We start from the raw sequence: 16,092 nt of genomic DNA, 5'->3' as shown, positions 1-16,092 counted from the left end.
TTCTGAGCCCTGCTCAGCGCGACTGTCTCGCCGCGTCCGCACGCGGCACCGATGTGCGGCCCGGCCGCCGCCGTCCGCCGACCGGCCCGTGCCCGTCTCTCAGGGCGTACCTCATTCCGGAGGAGCATTCCTATGGGCATCAGACCCAGCCGTTCCGCCCGGCCTGCCCGTCCGCCCGCGCTCAGAAGGAGCGCGGGCTTCGTGCTGGCCCTCGGATGTCTGCTCGGCGGCATGGTGGCCGCACCGGCGTCCTCCGTCGCGAAGTCGGCCGGCGACGGCAACGGCAGCAGCAGCTGGGTACTGAGCACCACCGACACCGCGGACAACTACTCCCCCACCTTCGTAGGCAACGGCTACCTCGCCGCACGCGTGCCCGCGGCCGGCGAGGGCTACTCCAGCGCTCCCGTGGTCACGCAGTCCGAACTCGCCGGCCTCTACGCCGCCCCCGCGGGCCAGTACGAGCGGCGGGCGAGCCTGCCGACCTGGACCACGCTCGGCTTCGGCCGCGCCTCGGACGCCTCGGACGTCTACGGGGTGCCCGGCGCATGGTCCTGCGCGTTCGACCAGATCTGCCCGGCCAGGGACGGCGCGATCTCCGGCGGGGCGTTCGTCGAGACCTCGCACGGCGGATCGGTGGCCGGCGGCTACCTGGCCGGCCTGAACACCGACAACACCCCGACGGTCGGCGCGACCGACACCCTCGCTGTCCGCGACGCCCCGGCCGGACCGGCCGTGCTGGACGTGCGCTACTCCAACGGCAGCGGCAGTCCGCAGACGGTCCACCTCGGGGTGAACGGCGCCCTCCAGCAGCTGACCCTGCCGCCCACCGCCGACTGGGACACCTGGTCGACGGCCCAGGTACCGGTGGCGCTGACCGCGGGCACCGACACGCTGGAGATCGCCGTCGCGCAGGGCGACACGGCGCGCGTCAACGTCGACTACCTGGCCGCGTACCCGGACGGCGCGCAGCCGCCGACGGACATCGCCTCCGCCACCAACGGCACCACCAGCGGCTACCGGCAGTCGCTCGACATCCGCACCGGCGTGATCACCACCTCCTTCGACTGGACGTCCCCGGCGGGCGACCGGACGAGCTTCGTCTACGCGGTGAACGCCAACCGCGCGCAGGGCCACCTGGGTACGGTCACCGTGCGGGCCGTGCCGCACTGGAGCGGGACCGCCACCGCCGTGGACGAGTTCGACGGCCGGGGCCTGGACAACGCCACCGCAGCGGACCCGGCCGTGGACGGCAGGACCGGCACGCTGTCGGAGACCGTGGTGACCGACGGGAAGCTGGTGACCGCCGGCCTGAGCTCCGTACTGAAGGTCGACGGGAAGACCGAGCGCACCGAGCCGGTCGCGGCACGCGGGGACGGCAGCGCGGGGCAGAGCGCCGGCTTCCCGGTCAGGGCCGGGCGGACGTACGAGATCACGAAGTACGTCGGGGCGGCCTCCAGCGTCGACACCGACCGGTCGCTGACGGCCGCGACGCCCCAGCAGGCCGCCGCGAGGACCGCGGCCGACGCCGCGAGGAGTGGATACCAGGACACGCTCGCCCGCAACGACCGCGCCTGGTCCGCCCTGTGGCAGTCCGGCATCTCGGTCCCCGGCGACACCGCCATGACCGCGCAGATCCACGCGTCGATGTTCTACCTGCTGGCCAGCATGCGCGCCGGGGTCACCTGGAGCACCAGCCCGGGCGGGCTGTCCTCCGACGACTACAACGGCCACGTGTTCTGGGACATGGAGACCTGGATGTATCCGGCGCTCCTGGCGCAGTACCCCGGCATCGCGCAGACCGCGGACACCTACCGGCAGAAGCTGCTGCCCGCGGCGGAGGCCGCGGCCGCCGCGGCGTCCACCCCGGCGCAGCCGCTCAAGGGCGCGAAGTTCCCCTGGGAGAGCTCCCTCACCGGCAAGGAGTCGATCCCGCCGGGCAACAACGAGGGCAACGACGAGATCCACATCGACTCCGACATCGCCCTCGCGCAGTGGCAGTACTACGAGGCCAGCGGCGACACCGCGTGGCTGCGGACCAAGGCGTGGCCGGTGCTGAAGGACATCGCCGACTACTGGGCCGCCCGCGCCGTGCCCGACCCGGCCGGCGGGTACGACATCGACGACGTGCTCGGCCCCGACGAGTACCACGACCACGTGGACGACAGCGCGAGCACCAACGCCGGTGCGCAGGCGTCGCTGCGGATCGCGATCCAGGCGGCCGGCATCCTCGGCAAGTCCGCCGACCCGGCGTGGCGCACGGTCAGCGACGGGCTGAAGATCCCGGTCGACACCGCGGCCGGCATCCACCCCGAGTTCCAGGGCTACGCCGGCCAGCAGGTCAAGCAGGCCGACGTCACGCTGTTGCAGTACCCGTGGAACGTGCAGATGCCCGCCGGCCTGGCGCAGAACGACCTGGACTACTACACCCAGCACTCCGACCCCGGCGGGCCGTCGATGACCGACTCCATTGCCACCATCGACGCCGCCGCCCTCGGCTCGCCGGGCTGCACGGCCTACGACCATCTGCGCAGCAGCGTCGACCCGTTCGTCGCCGGGCCGTTCGACCAGTTCAACGAGACCCGCACCGGCGGGGCGTTCACCTTCACCACCGGTGAGGGCGGTTACCTCCAGGAGTTCCTGTACGGCTTCACCGGGCTGCGCTGGGGCACGGACGCGGTCACCCTCGACCCGTTCCTGCCGCAGCAGCTGCCGGGAGTGGACATCACCGGCGTCAAGTGGCAGGGCAGGACGTTCGACGTCTCCGTCGGACCGAAGACCACGACGCTGACCCTGCGCTCGGGACCGCCGCTGACGGTGCGGGACGGCGGCGGCACGTCGCACAAGGTCACCCGGGGAGCGGCGCTGCACCTGCCGACCCGGCACCCGGCGGCCACGGCGCAGCCGTCGACCTGCGACAGCCCGATCGTCGGCGCCGCGAGCAGCCGCTGCGTGGACGTCACCGGCGGCAACAGCAGCGACGGGACGGCGCTCCAGCTGTACGACTGCAACGGCACCGTGTCCCAGACCTGGTCCATGCCCGGTGACGGCACCCTGCGGGCGATGGGCAAGTGCATGGACGTCCGCGGCGGCTCCGGCGCCGACGGGACGCCGGCGCGGCTCTACACCTGCGACGGTTCGCCCACCCAGCAGTGGACGCTCGACCAGAAGGCGGGCACGCTTCTCTCCGCCGGGAAGTGCCTCACCGCGGCCGGCGGCGCGACCGCGAACGGCACGCAGCTCCAACTCCAGGAGTGCCAGGGCGGCACCGACCAGCAGTGGAAGCTCACTTCCTGACCTGGCGGCACCCGGGTCCGCGCGGGCGGGGCACCACGACCGCCCGCGCAGGCCATCCGGTCCGGCTCCCCTGCCTGCTCAGCGCACCCGTACGGCCGGGGGCTGGTCGAGGCTCGCGATGAGATGGCCGAGGTCCCGGCGGTGGGAGCCGGCGTTCCACACCGCCCAGGTGCGCCGCACGATCGGGTGGCCGGCCAGCGGGAACCAGGCGACCGTCTCGGGCAGCGGCTGGGACCAGCCGGGCGGGGCGAGGGTGAAGGACTTGCCGACGCTCAGCGAGGCGAGCTTCACCTCGGCGATCAGCGGCGGCCCGTCGGGCGGTACGGGGCCGGGGTCGACGCCGTGGCTGCGCAGGATGGCGGTGACCTCGTCGTGCCAGGCGGGGCTGCCCGCGCGGGGGAAGCCAAGCCAGTCCAGTCCGATCAGGGCGTCCAGGCGGATGCCGTCGGGCCCGGCCAGCCCCGTGGCGTGCTCCGCCACCAGCACCACGCCCAGCGGCTCCTGCGCGACGAGCATCGCGTCGAACTCCTGGCCGGCGGGGCGCATCCGCAGCAGGCCGAGGTCGAGGTCGTTCGCGTGCAGCGCCGTCAGCTGGTCGGCGGTCGACAGGTGCCGGGCCTGGACCCGGGTACTGGGGTACGCCACCGCGAGGTCGAGCAGCGCCTTCGACAGCAGGTCCGGCGGCAGCTCCACGGGGATGCCGATCCGCAGGGTGGCCGCGGCCGCGGCGCGCGCGTCCATGGTCGCCAGCGCCTGGTCGTAGCGGGCCAGGATGGCGCGGGCCTCGGCGAGCAGGGTGAGGCCGGACTCGGTGGCCTGGACACCGGTGGAGCTGCGGATCAGCAGCTGCACCCCGAACTCCCGCTCCAGCGCGCCGATGGTCTGGGACACGGCGGGCTGGCTGATGTGCAGCCGCCGCGCGGCCGCGGACAGGCCCTGCTCCTCGACGACCGCGACGAACGCGCGCATTGCTCGCATCTCCATGCGCCTATGGCATCACAGGTGTACGGGCCGCGGCCCGCCGGCATGGACGTCAGCGCGGCCGCGGGGCGGCGGCGGTAGCGGTGGCAGGCGGAGCCACGGCCCGGCGGCGGGCACGGACTTCGGCTCGCCCGCGCGCACGGCCGGACGAGTATGCGCCGAGGCCCCGGCCGATGGCAAGACATCCCGCCGGCAGGCCATTCCCGGCGCTTATGACGGCTCTCACCAGCCGCTCTGTCCGGCGGCTATGCACCGTACGGGGCTCGGGCGTTGGCTTGGGGACACCAGGGCGGCGGGACGTCCGGGCGTCGTACGGGGCAAGGGCGAAGGAGAGGGCATTGTCGATGCGAAGAGCAACGCGGCACCACCGACCGGGCCGCCGGGGAGCCGTGTCGGCGGCCGTACTGGCCGTCGGCCTGGTCGCCGCCGGCTGCGGGAACTCCTCGTCGGCACCGGGGTCGGGCACCAGCTCGGTGACCATCGGTGTCTCGGGGGCCAACGTCAACATCCTGCCGGTGTGGGTGGCGCAGAAGAAGAACTACTTCGCCGCACACGGCATCAAGGTCAAGCTGGAGGTGCTGACGCCGACCGTCACCAGCAGCGCGCTCACGTCGGGCTCGGTGCAGTTCCTCGCCGGCAGCGCGAAGAACTTCCTGGACGCCGTGGACAAGGGCACCGGCGAGCTGACCGTGGCGCAGACCTCGGTCGGGGTCCCGCTGGGCCTGGTCATCAGCACGCACTTCGCGAAAGCGCACCACCTCACCAAGGACTCCTCGCCGGCCGCGGTCGCCAAGGCGCTGGTCGGCTCGACCGGCGGCTCGTCGTCGGAGTCGACCACGGCCGAGGTGAACCTCTTCCTGCACGAGCACGGCGTCGACACCGGCCGGATGAAGGTCGCGTCGCTGTCGAGCCCGACGATCTACGAGACCGCGCTGAAGACGAACCGGATCGACTGGTTCTGCACGTCGGAGCCGACGCCGCTCCAGGCGCAGGCGGCGGGCACCGGCATCGTGGTCGCGAGCTCCGCCAACGTGCCCGCCTGGGCGCCGCAGAACATGGGCCCGGGCAACATCACGGTCACCACGCGCAGCTACGCCGAGAAGCACCCCGACACCGTCAAGCAGTTCGCGCAGGCGATGCAGGAGGCGGTGAAGTACATCCACGACAACGAGGGCTCCACCGCGCTGACCGACATCGCGGCGGCCGAGAGCCCCGGCATCCCGCGCGACGTCCTCAAGGAGTCGATCTCGGAGATCGACTGGCCGGCGGACGGCCGGATGACGGCGGCGCAGTGGGCCACCGCCGTGAAGTTCACCTCGCAGATCGACGTCATCAAGCCGGACATGAAGGTGACCGAGGGCGACGACTGGACGAACGCGTACCTCGGCTGAGGCCCGCGTCCGAGCCCGCGTCCACGTCCGGGCCCGAGCCCGCGTCCGGGCCCGCGCTCACACCCACGCTCACGCCGAGGCGCTCCGTCCAGGACCCCGGCCCCATCCCCACAGGAGAAACGACACCATGGTGCACGAAGCCCGTCCGCCCGCGGACGGACCCGGTACGGCCCCACCGCCGCGACACCCCCGCGGACGGGTGGGCGTGATCGTCGGCAGCACCCGGCCGACGCGGATCTGCGCGGACCTCGCCGAGGTGGCCGCCGGCCACCTCGGCGCGGCCGGCGCCCTGACCTACGAACTGGTCGACCTCGCCGCCATCGGCCTGCCGTTCCTCGACGAGCCCCGCAAGCCCGCGCTCGGCGGCTACGCGCACGCGCACACCCGCGCCTGGAGCGCCGTCGTCCGCTCCTTCGACGGCTTCGTCCTGGTCTTCCCGCAGTACAACTGGGGGTATCCGGCGGTGCTGAAGAACGCGCTGGACTTCCTGTACGAGGAGTGGCGGGGCAAACCGGCCGCGATCGTCAGCTACGGCACCCGCGGTGGCTCCCGGGCCGCGGAGCAGATGCGGACGGTGCTCACGGGCCTGCACATGAACGTCGTCGCTGGGGACGTGCTGATCCGTACGTCCGCCGACGACGTCGACGACACCGGAGCGCTCATCGACGCCAAGCGGACCCTCGCCCCGTACCGGGACGCGCTCGCGGCCGTCGACGCGGAGCTGTCCGCGCTGCTGGCCCCGACGGTGGAGGACTGACCATGGACCTGGGAATCAAGGGGCGCAGGGCCGTGGTCTGCGCGTCGAGCCGCGGCATCGGACGGGCGTGCGCGGCGGCGCTCGCGGCCGAGGGCGCGGAGGTGTGGCTGAACGGGCGCGACGAGGAGGCACTCGCGCGGGCGGTGCGGGAGGTCGGCGACGCGGCCGCCCTCCCGGTGCACGGCGTGGCGGGCGACCTGACGACCGCTCAGGGGCGGGCCGCGCTGCTGGCGGCGTGCCCGGAGCCCGACATCCTCGTCACGAACAACCGCGGGCCGCGGCCCGGGCGCCTCGCCGAGCTGGCCGAGGCCGATCTCGCGGAAGCCCTGGACCTGCACTTCTCCGCGCCGATCCACCTGCTGCGCGCGGTGGTCGACGGGATGGTCGCACGGCGCTTCGGCCGGATCGTCAACGTCACGTCGGCGGTGGTGACCCGGCCCAGCCCGACGATGGTGGCGTCCAGCGGGGCGCGGGCCGGGCTGACCGCGGTGATGAAGGCCGTCTCGAAGGAGGTCGCCCGGTACAACGTGACGGTCAACAACATCCTCCCCGAGCGCATCGACTCCGGGCGGCAGCAGGAGCTGGCGCACCGCACGGCCGAGCGGGAGGGGATCAGCTTCGAGCAGGCGCGGCGGCGGCAGGCGGAGTCGGTCGCGGCGGGACGGCTCGGCGCACCCGCGGAGATCGCCGCGGCCTGCGTGTTCTTCTGCGCGGACCAGGCCGGCTACATCTCCGGCAACAACCTCCACGTCGACGGCGGAAGTTATGTCGGTCTCGTCTGAAGAGGCGCGAGGCGCGACCGAAGCAGGGGTGGGGAGCGGAGATGTCTGAGGTGTACGAGGCGCCCGAGGTGATCCGCCGGATGCTGGTGAACACCACCGCGCTGCTGAACTGCCTGAGTCCGGAGCAGCGCGCGCAGGCGTGGTTCCCGTTGGACAGCCCGCACCGCAAGGACTGGGACTTCGTGCCGAAGCCGGACCGGACCGGGGTGCCGCTGGCGGTGCTGGACCGCCATCAACGGGCCCTGGCGCACTCCTTGTTGAGCGCCGGGCTGAGCACGCGCGGCTACTCGATGGCGTTGTCCGTCATGGCGATGGAGAACGTGCTGCGCGAGGTGGGGGCGCACCGGTTCGGGGTCGCGGCCGCGGACATGCGCAACCCGGACCTGTACTTCTTCTCGTTCTTCGGCCGCCCCAGCCACGAGGACACCTGGGGCTGGCGGGTGGTCGGCCACCATCTGTCGCTGAACTACACCATCGTCGACGAGCGCTTCCTGTCCGTCACCCCCTGCAACATGGGCAGCCAGCCGGCGTCCGCCGGCGTCATCGCCCCGCTCCACGACGACGACCGGCTCGGCTTCGACCTGCTGCACGCCCTGTCGCCGCGGCAGCGGTCCACGGCGGTCATCCACCATGTCGCGCCGGCGGACTTCGTCACCCGGCAGGTGCCGCTCATCGGCAAGGTGGAGTATCCCGACTACTGGGACCTCGGCATCCCCTCGTACGTGATCACCGACGAGGACCGGGAGGCGCTGAAGTTCGAGAAGGACACCCCGCGCGGCATCGCGGTCAGCGACCTGGCGCCGGAACAGGCCGAGGTGTTCTGGTCGCTGGCGGCGAACCACCTGCACCGCATGCCGGCGGCCGTCGCCGAACGGCAGCTGGAGCGGCTGCGGGACGAGGGCGCGGACAACATCTTCTTCTGCTGGGCGGGCGGGGACCGGCAGGGGACGTCGCACTACTACCGGATTCAGAGCCGGCGCCTGCTCTTCGAGTTCGACAACGCCATCGACAACGGCAACCACATCCACTCGATGTGGCGGGACTACCGGAACGACTTCGGGCACGAGCTGCTCCTCGACCACTACGAGCGGGAGCGGCTGACCGGGCACCATCTGCGGACCCGGCTGACCTCCTCCGTTCCGGACGACGAGGATGCCCGGCGCGACACCGGCGGTACCCGGCCGGTGGGACCGAGTTCGCACACCATTTGAGGAGTTCCCTTGATTCTCTGCTTCTTCGACGGCGGCCGGCTCGGCGTCGTGGGCGGCGGCCGGGTGGCCGAGGTGCCCGAGTCGCTGGTGCCGGGCACGACCCGGCCGCAGGACCGCCTGGCCGCACTGATCGAGAGCTACGACGAGGTGCGCGACCGGCTGGCCGCGCTGCCCGGGGACGCCTCGCCCGCGCTGGCCGAGGTCGTACTCGAGGCGCCGGTCCCGTCCCCGCAGCAGCTGCTGTGCGCGGTGAAGAATTACGCCGACGACCGGCAGGGCGTGGCGGCGGACTTCTTCCTGAAGTCGCCGCTGTCGATCACCGGGACCGGTACGACGGTGACGCTGCCGCCGATCGAGGCGCGGGTCTTCCACCACGAACCGGAACTGGCGGTCGTCATCGGCCGGGGCGGCCGTGACATCGGCGCCGCCGACGCGATGGGCCACGTCTTCGGCTACACCGGGTTCCTCGACCTGTCGGCGCGCGATGTCGGGCAGACCTACTACGTCAAGAAGTCGCTGGGCGGCTTCGGCCCGATGGGCCCCTTCCTGGTCACCGCCGACGCCGTCCCAGACCCGCACGACCTGGTGGTCGAGCTGTCGGTGAACGGCGAGGTGCGGCAGCGCTACTCGACCGGGCAGATGGCCAACCGGATCGACCGGCTCATCGAGGTGGCGTCCTCGGTCTCCGGCCTCGCCCCCGGCGACGTCATCGCCACCGGCACGCACCACATCGGCATGGGCCCGGTGCAGCACGGCGACCGCGTGACGCTGGCCATCGAGCGGATCGGCGAGCTGACCGTCGACATCGCGGACCCGCTGCGCCGCGTGTGGGACTCCGCCGGGCGGCGGCTGGACCCCGCGGTGTAGCGCGGGCGGCCCGGCCCGGCCGGTCAGTCCTCGAAGCGGACCCCGGTGAGGTCCTCGGACAGCTGCCACAGGCGCTGCGCGTCGGCGGTGCCGCGCAGCCGGGAGTAGGGCGGGTGCTCGGCGGGGCGGCCGCCGAGCTGGCCGGGGCCGGCCGGGCCGTAGAAGCCGCCGGGCTTCGCGTCGGGGGAGGTCGCCGCGTACAGCGCGGGGAGCTGGGCGGTCTCGACGGTGCCGACGACGATGCCGCGCGCGGACAGGGCGCGGATGACGCGTACGCCCAGGGTGTCCTTGGCGCGGCCGACCTCGGGGCGGGCCGCGAGGAGGCTGGTGGGGGCGACGCCGGGGTGGGAGAGGTTGCTGCTGACGCCCCAGCCGCCGGCGTCGCTGCGCCGCTGGAGTTCGAGTCCGAAGAGGCCGAGGGCGATCTTCGAGTGGCTGTAGGCGCGCATGCCGTCGTAGGACCGCTCCCAGTCCGGGTCGTCCCAGTGCACGGCATGCCGGTTCGCGGCCACGCTGACCTGCGAGGTCACCCGGGCGTGCCCGGCGCGCAGCAGGGGCAGCAGGTGGGCGGTCAGGGCGAAGTGGCCCAGGTGGTTGGTGCCGAACTGCAGCTCGTGGCCGTCGGCGGTGGTCTGCCGCTCCGGCGGGGTCATGACGCCGGCGTTGTTGACCAGGAGGTGAACGGGCCGGCCCTCCTCGCGCAGGGCCGCGCCGAGCGCGGCGACGGAGGCGAGCGAGGACAGGTCGAGGGTGCGCAGCGAGACCTGCGCGGCGGGGACCTGCCGGCGGATCTCGGCGAGCGCCGCCTCGCCCTTGCGCGGGTTGCGGACCGGCAGGACGACCTCCGCGCCGGCGGCGGCGAGGCGGGTGGCGATGCCCAGTCCGATGCCGTCGCTGGCGCCGGTGACGACGGCGAGCTTTCCGGTCTGGTCGGGAACGGTGATGTCGATGGTCCTGCGCGGCATGTGGTCTCTCCCTGGTGGCGTCCTCTGCTGCCCACTGTGGCAACGATCGGCGGCGCCTTTCAGGGACTGCCGATCCGATGTTCCGCGGGGCGGGGGCCGCCGGGCGGGTCCGCGAAGGGGGGATCGGCGATCAGTGGATGGGGGCGGCCGGGGGCGTTAGAAAGGAGGGAGCCGCGCGGGACGCGGGCCGCCGGGTGGGCCCGGCCGGCGGGTCCGGCGGGTGGGAGGAGAGCCGTGGAGATCGACCGGAGCGGGCTGGCCGCCTTCCTGCGCCGCCGCCGGGAGCTGCTGCAACCCGAGGACGTGGGCCTGCCGCGCGGGCAGCGCCGCCGGACCCGCGGACTGCGCCGCGAGGAGGTCGCCGCGCTCTGCCACATGTCGGCCGACTACTACTCCCGGCTGGAGCGGGAGTGCGGCCCCCAGCCGTCGGAGCAGATGGCCGCCTCGATCGCCCAGGGCCTGCACCTGTCGCCGGCCGAACGCGACCACCTCTTCCGCCTCGCCGGCCACGCCCCGCCGGTCCGCGGCGCGGCGGGCGGGCACGTCGGCCCCGGCCTGCTGCGGGTCCTGGACCGCCTGGACGACACCCCCGCGGAGATCGTCACCGAGCTCGGGGAGACCCTGCGGCAGAGTCCGCTGGGCGTCGCCCTCACCGGCGACTCGACCCGCTACTCCGGCCCGGAGCGCAGCTTCGGCTTCCGGTGGTTCACCGACCCGGGCACCCGCGCGATGTACGTACCCGAGGACCACGCGCTGCTCTCCCGGGCGTTCGCGTCCGGGCTGCGCGAGATCGCCGCACTGCGCGGCCCGGGGTCCCGCGCGGACCGGTACGCCGAGCTGCTCCGGGCGCGCAGCGCGGAGTTCCGCGAGCTGTGGGAGCGGCACGAGGTCGGGGTCCGCCTGCACCACGTGAAGCGCTTCGTCCACCCCGAGGTCGGCACGCTGGAGCTGAACTGCCAGACGCTGCTGGACCCGGACCAGTCGCACCGGCTGCTCGTCTACACCGCCGAGCCCGGCAGCGAGAGCCACGACAAGCTGCGGCTGCTGGCACTCACCGCGCCCCGCGCCGCCGTCTGACCGCGCCGCCCGGAACGCCCCCGGGCTCCCCCCGGGATGTCGCGTGCGGGCGGTGTCAGTGCGTCCGGGCGGCCGCGCGGATCGCCCGCAGGACGGTCGCGACCGCCGCCACGTCCGCCATGTCCGGCCACAGCAGCGCGTACGTGCGGCGCAACGGCCAGTCCCGCAGCGGGCGGTGGACGAGCGACGGGACGACCGGACCGCGCAGCGCCATCTCGCCCATCAGGGTGATGCCCAGCCCGGCAGCCACCAGCGCCTGGATGGCGTGCGCGTCGTCGACGGTCGCGCTGATCTGCGGCTGGAACCCCGCACTGGTGCAGGCCGCGGCGAACCGGTCCCGGTGGCTCTCCATCACCCAACGCTGGTCGGCCAGTTCGTCCAGGCCGATCGCCGGGCGGTCGGCGAGCGGGTGGTCCTCGCGCATCACCACGCAGCGCCGGTCGGTCATCAACGGGACGCGCAGCATGGCCGATTCGCCCTCGGGGGTGTCCTCGTTCTCCCAGTTGCACAGCAGGCCGAGGTCGGCCTCGCCGGTACGGATGAGGCGGCGGGCCTCGACGGGTTCGGCCTGGGTGACGGTGACCCGCACGTCGGGGTGGCCGGCCGCCAGCGAGGTGATCACCTGCGGCAGCAGCGTCAGACAGCTGCTCTGGAAGGCGACCATGCGCACCAGCCCGCCGCCCCTGGCCACCAGGGAGGCGATGTCCTGGTCGGCGGCGCGCAGCACCGAGAAGATCGTGTCGGCGTGCCGGACCAGGCTCTCCCCGGTCGGCGTCAGTTGCAGCCCGCGCCCGACGCGGGTGAACAGCGGTGTGCCGACGGACTGTTGCAGCCGCCGCATCTGGTAACTGACCGCGGGCTGGGTGAAGCCGAGGGAGGAGGCGGCGGCGGTGTAGGAGCCCGTGCGCGCGATCTCGGCCAGCACCTCCAACTGGCGTACGTCCAACATCCGCAAAGGATAAGCGTCATTGATGGAGAGGTGAAAAAACTCTCGTTGGACCCGGCGGCCGGCGTCCGCTGCAATAGAGGCCGCGAACCCGCGGAGCCCCGGAACCGTCGTTTCGGGCCCGCTTCCCGGCCCCCAGGAGTTCCCCGTGAGCGCGTCCGCCGAACCGCTGGTGAGGATCGCCGGAGTCAACAAGCACTTCGGCCGCACCCAGGTACTGCACGATATCGACCTGGATGTCGCGGCCGGTGAAGTCGTCGTGGTGATCGGCCCTTCCGGGTCCGGGAAATCGACGCTCTGCCGCTGCGTCAACCGGCTGGAGACGATCACGTCGGGCACCATCGCCATCGACGGCGTGCCGCTGCCGGCCGAGGGGCGGCGGCTGGCGGAGCTGCGCGCGGACGCGGGGATGGTCTTCCAGTCCTTCAACCTCTTCGCCCACCTGACGGCGCTGCAGAACGTGGTGCTGGCGCCGGTCAAGGTGCGCAGGCGGGCGCGGGCCGACGCGGAGCGCGCGGGCCGGCAGCTGCTGGCGCGGGTCGGGCTGGCCGACAAGGCGGACGCCTACCCCGCCGAACTCTCCGGCGGCCAGCAGCAGCGCGTCGCGATCGCCCGGGCGCTGGCGATGGACCCGAAGGTGCTGCTCTTCGACGAGCCGACGTCCGCGCTCGACCCGGAGATGATCCAGGAGGTGCTGGAGGTCCTGGTCGAGCTGGCCGCCGAGGGCATGACGATGATCGTGGTCACCCACGAGATGGGCTTCGCCCGCAAGGCCGCCGACCGCGTGGTGTTCATGGACGGTGGCCGGATTCTGGAGGTCTCGCCGCCCGCCGAGTTCTTCACCTCCCCCCGCCACGAACGCGCCGCCGACTTCCTCGCGAAGGTGCTGCACCACGTATAGCCGCCGCCCCCAGCCGTCCACAAGCCACCCCCAAGTCACCCCCGGCCGCCCCGGCTCCGCATTCCGCGCCGCCCTAATACTCCGCCCGCAGAATATTCCGACCACCGAACACTTCCGCCCCCGAACCGTCGAAACGGACTTTCCGCGCGCCCCTTTTCGGGGCTTTACCGGCGTCCTTTTCCGGTTTCCGTCCTTCAGGAGAGCCATGAATGTCCACCGAACGGCGTTCCGCCGCGCCCGCACGGGCAGCGGCCTCGCCACCGGCCTGATCGCCGCGACCGCGCTCGTCGTGAGCGGCTGCTCCAGCAGCTCCGGCAGCTCCTCGGCGGTGCCCGGCGCGCCCGGCGCGAAGGGCGGCTCGGCCGCCGCCTCGGCGAGCAAGACGGTCGACGCCCTGATCGCGGCCGAACAACCCGCCGACGCGTCACTGCTGCCCAGCGGCTCCACCGCGGCGAAGATCAAGGCCAAGGGCACCCTGGTCGTCGGCGGCACCCAGACCGCGGCGCTCTTCTCCCTGCTCGACCCCACCACCGGCAAGGTGGACGGCTTCGACGCGGCCATGTCCGAACTGCTCGCGAAGTACATCATCGGCAAGCCGTCCACGAAGCTGGTGAACGTCACCTCCGCCACCCGCGAGGCACTGCTCAAGAGCCACCAGGTGGACACGGTCTTCGCCACTTACACCATCACGCCCGAGCGGGAGAAGTCCGTCGCCTTCGCCGGGCCCTACTACCAGGACGGCCTGGCCATCGAGGTGAAGAAGTCCACCTCCGGCATCGAGTCGGCCGCCGACCTCGCGGGCAAAACGGTGGTCACCGAGTCCGGCTCCACCGCCGCCGCAGCGGTCAAGAAGGCCGCGCCCACCGCCAAGGTGCAGCTCTTCGACACCAACACCGAGTGCCTCCAGGCCCTCCAGCAGGGCCGTGCCGACGCCTACGTCCTGGACCAGGGCATCCTGGCCGGCAACGCGTCGACCAACTCCGACGTCAAGGTGTCCTCCAGCACCTTCAGCCAGGAGCCCTACGGCATCGGGCTCCCCCTCGACCAGCCGGACTTCAAGGTCTTCGTCAACAACTGGCTGAAGAAGGTCGAGGCCGACGGCACCTGGGCGAAGGTCTGGAAGGCCACCGTCGGCACCCAGGTCCCCGGCGACGCCCCGACCCCGCCGACGGTCAGCTGACGCCATGGACGTCATCACATCCCACCTGGGCGTCTTCGGCCGCGGTCTGCTGGTCTCCCTCGAACTGAGCGGCAGCACCTTCCTGTTCGCGGGGCTGCTCGGGCTGCTGCTGGCCTGCTGCCGGATCAGCCCGGTGCTCCCGCTGCGCCTGCTGGGCCGGGCCTATGTCGCGGTCCTGCGCAGCGTGCCGCTACTGGTGCTGCTGACGCTGTTCGTGTTCGGGCTGCCCGAGATCGGCATGGTCTACTCGCTGTTCTGGACCGCGGTCACGGCGATGAGCCTGTACTGGGCCGCGTTCTTCTGCGAGGCGGTCAGGTCGGGTGTGCGGTCGGTGCCGGCCGGCCAGATCGAGGCGGGACGGGCGCTGGGCCTGTCCTTCTTCCAGGTGCTGCGGCTGGTCGTGCTGCCGCAGTCCTTCCGGTCGATGGTCCAGCCGCTCGCGTCGCTGCTCATCGCGGTGACCCTCAACTCCTCGCTGGCCTCGGCCGTCGGGGTCACCCAGGAGCTGACCGGGCAGACCGAACTCCTCGACCAGCAGTACGCGCAGCCGCTGGTGACCTTCGGCGCCGCCGCGCTGTGCTACGTGGCGATCACCCTGCTGATCGGACGGCTGGCGGCCCTCACCGAGCGGAAGCTGATGGTGGTGCGATGAAGCAGAGCGCATCCGCCTCCCCCGGGCCCGCCTCTCCCGGGCCGGACCCGGCTGCCGGGCCCCGGCTGTCGCTGCGCGAGCGGCTGGCGGCATGGAGCGACGCGGACGACGGCGTCCTCTTCGACCCGCCCGGCCCGCGCGGCCGGGCCCGGATCGCCGTCGCCACCGCCCTGTCGCTGCTGGTGTGTGCCGCGCTGGTCTGGCTGGCGGTACGGCAGTTCGCCCGGCACGGCCAGCTCGACGCGGCGAAGTGGAACCTCTTCACCCAGCAGGCCGTGATCCGCTACCTGCTCAAGGGGCTGTGGGCGACCGTCAGGGTCACCCTGGTCAGCGCGGCGATCGCGGTGCCCTGCGGCGCCCTGCTCGCGCTGGGCCGGCTGGCCCGCAACCGGCCCGTGAAGTGGCTGGCCGGGCTCTACGTCGAGACGATGCGGGCGGTGCCGCTGCTCCTGCTGATCTACGCCTTCCTGTTCGGCCTGCCCAGCGCCGGGGTGCGCCTGCCGCTGTTCTGGCAGCTGGTGTGGCCGATCGTGATCACCAACGCCGCGGTGTTCGCCGAGATCTTCCGGGCCGGGGTCCGGGCGCTGCCGCGCGGCCAGACCGAGGCCGCCCACGCGCTCGGGCTCGGCTACTGGCCGGCGATGCGGCTGGTGGTGCTGCCCCAGGCCGTCCGCGCCACCGCGCCCTCGCTGATCGGCCAGCTGGTCCGCCTGCTGAAGGACAGCACGCTGGGCTACGTCGTCAGCTTCCTCGAACTGCTCAACTCCGCGAAGGTCCTGGGCGAGTACGACCACACCATCGTCCAGAGCTACCTGGTGGTCGCGGCGATGTACGTCGTCGTGAACTCGCTGCTCGCCACCGCGGCCGGGCAGTGGGAACGGCGGCTGGGCCCCGCCCGGCGGCGCGGGCGGCGGCGACGGCCCGCCGCCGGGCGCGGCGCGGCGCCCGACGGTTCAGCGCCTGCCGGTTCAGCACCTGCCGGTACGGCGGGCTGACCCCAAGTCCCCGGCCGGGTGGTGCGGTTCCCCGTCTTTGCACCGGAGCCCGGCCGGGCAGCGGCCGGGCGGGCACGGCCCTCCCCTCGTGCA

14 protein-coding genes are annotated in these 16,092 nt (G+C 72.8%); 11 read left to right on the top strand and 3 right to left on the bottom strand.

Annotated features, from left to right (window positions below; translation table 11 throughout):
• The first annotated feature begins 132 nt into the window (after window positions 1-132).
• Complete coding sequence (locus tag AC3EVP_RS12760) at window positions 133-3,294, top strand: ricin-type beta-trefoil lectin domain protein (protein WP_435129356.1); 3,162 nt, start codon at window positions 133-135, stop codon at window positions 3,292-3,294.
• A 78-nt stretch (window positions 3,295-3,372) separates the two neighbouring features.
• On the opposite strand, the gene AC3EVP_RS12755 is transcribed toward AC3EVP_RS12760, so the two are convergent.
• Window positions 3,373-4,278 (bottom strand): LysR family transcriptional regulator, encoded by a 906-nt coding sequence (locus AC3EVP_RS12755; protein WP_335974361.1) that lies wholly within the window; start codon window positions 4,276-4,278, stop codon window positions 3,373-3,375.
• A 341-nt stretch (window positions 4,279-4,619) separates the two neighbouring features.
• Here AC3EVP_RS12755 and AC3EVP_RS12750 point away from each other — a divergent pair, with 341 nt between their 5' ends.
• The 5 genes from AC3EVP_RS12750 to AC3EVP_RS12730 all read left to right on the top strand — a co-directional run bounded on the left by AC3EVP_RS12750 (window position 4,620) and on the right by AC3EVP_RS12730 (window position 9,283).
• A complete protein-coding gene (locus AC3EVP_RS12750) occupies window positions 4,620-5,666 on the top strand; it encodes an ABC transporter substrate-binding protein (RefSeq protein WP_435129353.1) in 1,047 nt (348 codons plus the stop codon).
• Window positions 5,667-5,871: 205 nt separating this feature from the next.
• Window positions 5,872-6,423: an NADPH-dependent FMN reductase gene (locus AC3EVP_RS12745; protein WP_435129350.1), complete on the top strand. Its 552-nt coding sequence runs from the start codon at window positions 5,872-5,874 to the stop codon at window positions 6,421-6,423.
• Between the two features lie 2 nt (window positions 6,424-6,425).
• Window positions 6,426-7,205, top strand: a complete 780-nt coding sequence (locus AC3EVP_RS12740) for an SDR family oxidoreductase (RefSeq protein WP_435129347.1) — start codon at window positions 6,426-6,428, stop codon at window positions 7,203-7,205.
• A gap of 41 nt (window positions 7,206-7,246) precedes the next feature.
• Window positions 7,247-8,416 carry a DUF3500 domain-containing protein gene (locus tag AC3EVP_RS12735; RefSeq protein WP_435129344.1) on the top strand — a complete coding sequence of 390 codons (1,170 nt, stop codon included), beginning with the start codon at window positions 7,247-7,249 and terminating at the stop codon, window positions 8,414-8,416.
• A 9-nt stretch (window positions 8,417-8,425) separates the two neighbouring features.
• Window positions 8,426-9,283: a fumarylacetoacetate hydrolase family protein gene (locus AC3EVP_RS12730; RefSeq protein ID WP_435129341.1), complete on the top strand. Its 858-nt coding sequence runs from the start codon at window positions 8,426-8,428 to the stop codon at window positions 9,281-9,283.
• Window positions 9,284-9,306: 23 nt separating this feature from the next.
• Here AC3EVP_RS12730 and AC3EVP_RS12725 read toward each other — a convergent pair whose 3' ends face one another.
• Window positions 9,307-10,248, bottom strand: coding sequence for an SDR family oxidoreductase (locus tag AC3EVP_RS12725; protein ID WP_435129338.1), 942 nt, complete (start codon window positions 10,246-10,248; stop codon window positions 9,307-9,309).
• A 234-nt stretch (window positions 10,249-10,482) separates the two neighbouring features.
• Here AC3EVP_RS12725 and AC3EVP_RS12720 point away from each other — a divergent pair, with 234 nt between their 5' ends.
• Window positions 10,483-11,325 carry a helix-turn-helix transcriptional regulator gene (locus tag AC3EVP_RS12720; RefSeq protein WP_435129335.1) on the top strand — a complete coding sequence of 281 codons (843 nt, stop codon included), beginning with the start codon at window positions 10,483-10,485 and terminating at the stop codon, window positions 11,323-11,325.
• 55 nt (window positions 11,326-11,380) lie between these two features.
• Here the strand turns inward: AC3EVP_RS12720 and AC3EVP_RS12715 are convergent, their stop codons facing one another.
• Window positions 11,381-12,274 (bottom strand): LysR family transcriptional regulator, encoded by an 894-nt coding sequence (locus tag AC3EVP_RS12715; protein ID WP_435129332.1) that lies wholly within the window; start codon window positions 12,272-12,274, stop codon window positions 11,381-11,383.
• A gap of 145 nt (window positions 12,275-12,419) precedes the next feature.
• Between AC3EVP_RS12715 and AC3EVP_RS12710 the strand changes: the two genes are divergently transcribed.
• The 4 genes from AC3EVP_RS12710 to AC3EVP_RS12695 all read left to right on the top strand — a co-directional run bounded on the left by AC3EVP_RS12710 (window position 12,420) and on the right by AC3EVP_RS12695 (window position 15,999).
• Window positions 12,420-13,172 carry an amino acid ABC transporter ATP-binding protein gene (locus tag AC3EVP_RS12710; RefSeq protein WP_335974389.1) on the top strand — a complete coding sequence of 251 codons (753 nt, stop codon included), beginning with the start codon at window positions 12,420-12,422 and terminating at the stop codon, window positions 13,170-13,172.
• Between the two features lie 205 nt (window positions 13,173-13,377).
• Entirely contained in the window at window positions 13,378-14,352 is a 975-nt protein-coding gene (locus AC3EVP_RS12705) for a glutamate ABC transporter substrate-binding protein (protein WP_435129328.1), read from the top strand.
• 4 nt (window positions 14,353-14,356) lie between these two features.
• Window positions 14,357-15,004 (top strand): amino acid ABC transporter permease, encoded by a 648-nt coding sequence (locus AC3EVP_RS12700; protein WP_435129325.1) that lies wholly within the window; start codon window positions 14,357-14,359, stop codon window positions 15,002-15,004.
• A complete protein-coding gene (locus tag AC3EVP_RS12695) occupies window positions 15,001-15,999 on the top strand; it encodes an amino acid ABC transporter permease (RefSeq protein WP_435129322.1) in 999 nt (332 codons plus the stop codon). Before AC3EVP_RS12700 ends, AC3EVP_RS12695 begins: the two co-directional genes overlap by 4 nt.
• The last annotated feature ends 93 nt before the right edge of the window (window positions 16,000-16,092 follow it).

Source organism: Actinacidiphila sp. bgisy144, from assembly GCF_057708105.1.
This window is presented reverse-complemented; position numbering and strand designations above follow the sequence as displayed.

Bases quoted from the DNA above. Each gene is read 5' to 3' on its own strand.
- AC3EVP_RS12715 (WP_435129332.1), bottom strand. From the start codon at position 12,274: ATGTTGGACGTACGCCAGTTGGAGGTGCTGGCCGAGATCGCGCGCACG.
- AC3EVP_RS12705 (WP_435129328.1), top strand. From the start codon at position 13,378: ATGAATGTCCACCGAACGGCGTTCCGCCGCGCCCGCACGGGCAGCGGC.
- AC3EVP_RS12750 (WP_435129353.1), top strand. From the start codon at position 4,620: ATGCGAAGAGCAACGCGGCACCACCGACCGGGCCGCCGGGGAGCCGTG.
- AC3EVP_RS12725 (WP_435129338.1), bottom strand. From the start codon at position 10,248: ATGCCGCGCAGGACCATCGACATCACCGTTCCCGACCAGACCGGAAAG.
- AC3EVP_RS12735 (WP_435129344.1), top strand. From the start codon at position 7,247: ATGTCTGAGGTGTACGAGGCGCCCGAGGTGATCCGCCGGATGCTGGTG.
- AC3EVP_RS12760 (WP_435129356.1), top strand. From the start codon at position 133: ATGGGCATCAGACCCAGCCGTTCCGCCCGGCCTGCCCGTCCGCCCGCG.
- AC3EVP_RS12695 (WP_435129322.1), top strand. From the start codon at position 15,001: ATGAAGCAGAGCGCATCCGCCTCCCCCGGGCCCGCCTCTCCCGGGCCG.
- AC3EVP_RS12740 (WP_435129347.1), top strand. From the start codon at position 6,426: ATGGACCTGGGAATCAAGGGGCGCAGGGCCGTGGTCTGCGCGTCGAGC.
- AC3EVP_RS12755 (WP_335974361.1), bottom strand. From the start codon at position 4,278: ATGGAGATGCGAGCAATGCGCGCGTTCGTCGCGGTCGTCGAGGAGCAG.
- AC3EVP_RS12700 (WP_435129325.1), top strand. From the start codon at position 14,357: ATGGACGTCATCACATCCCACCTGGGCGTCTTCGGCCGCGGTCTGCTG.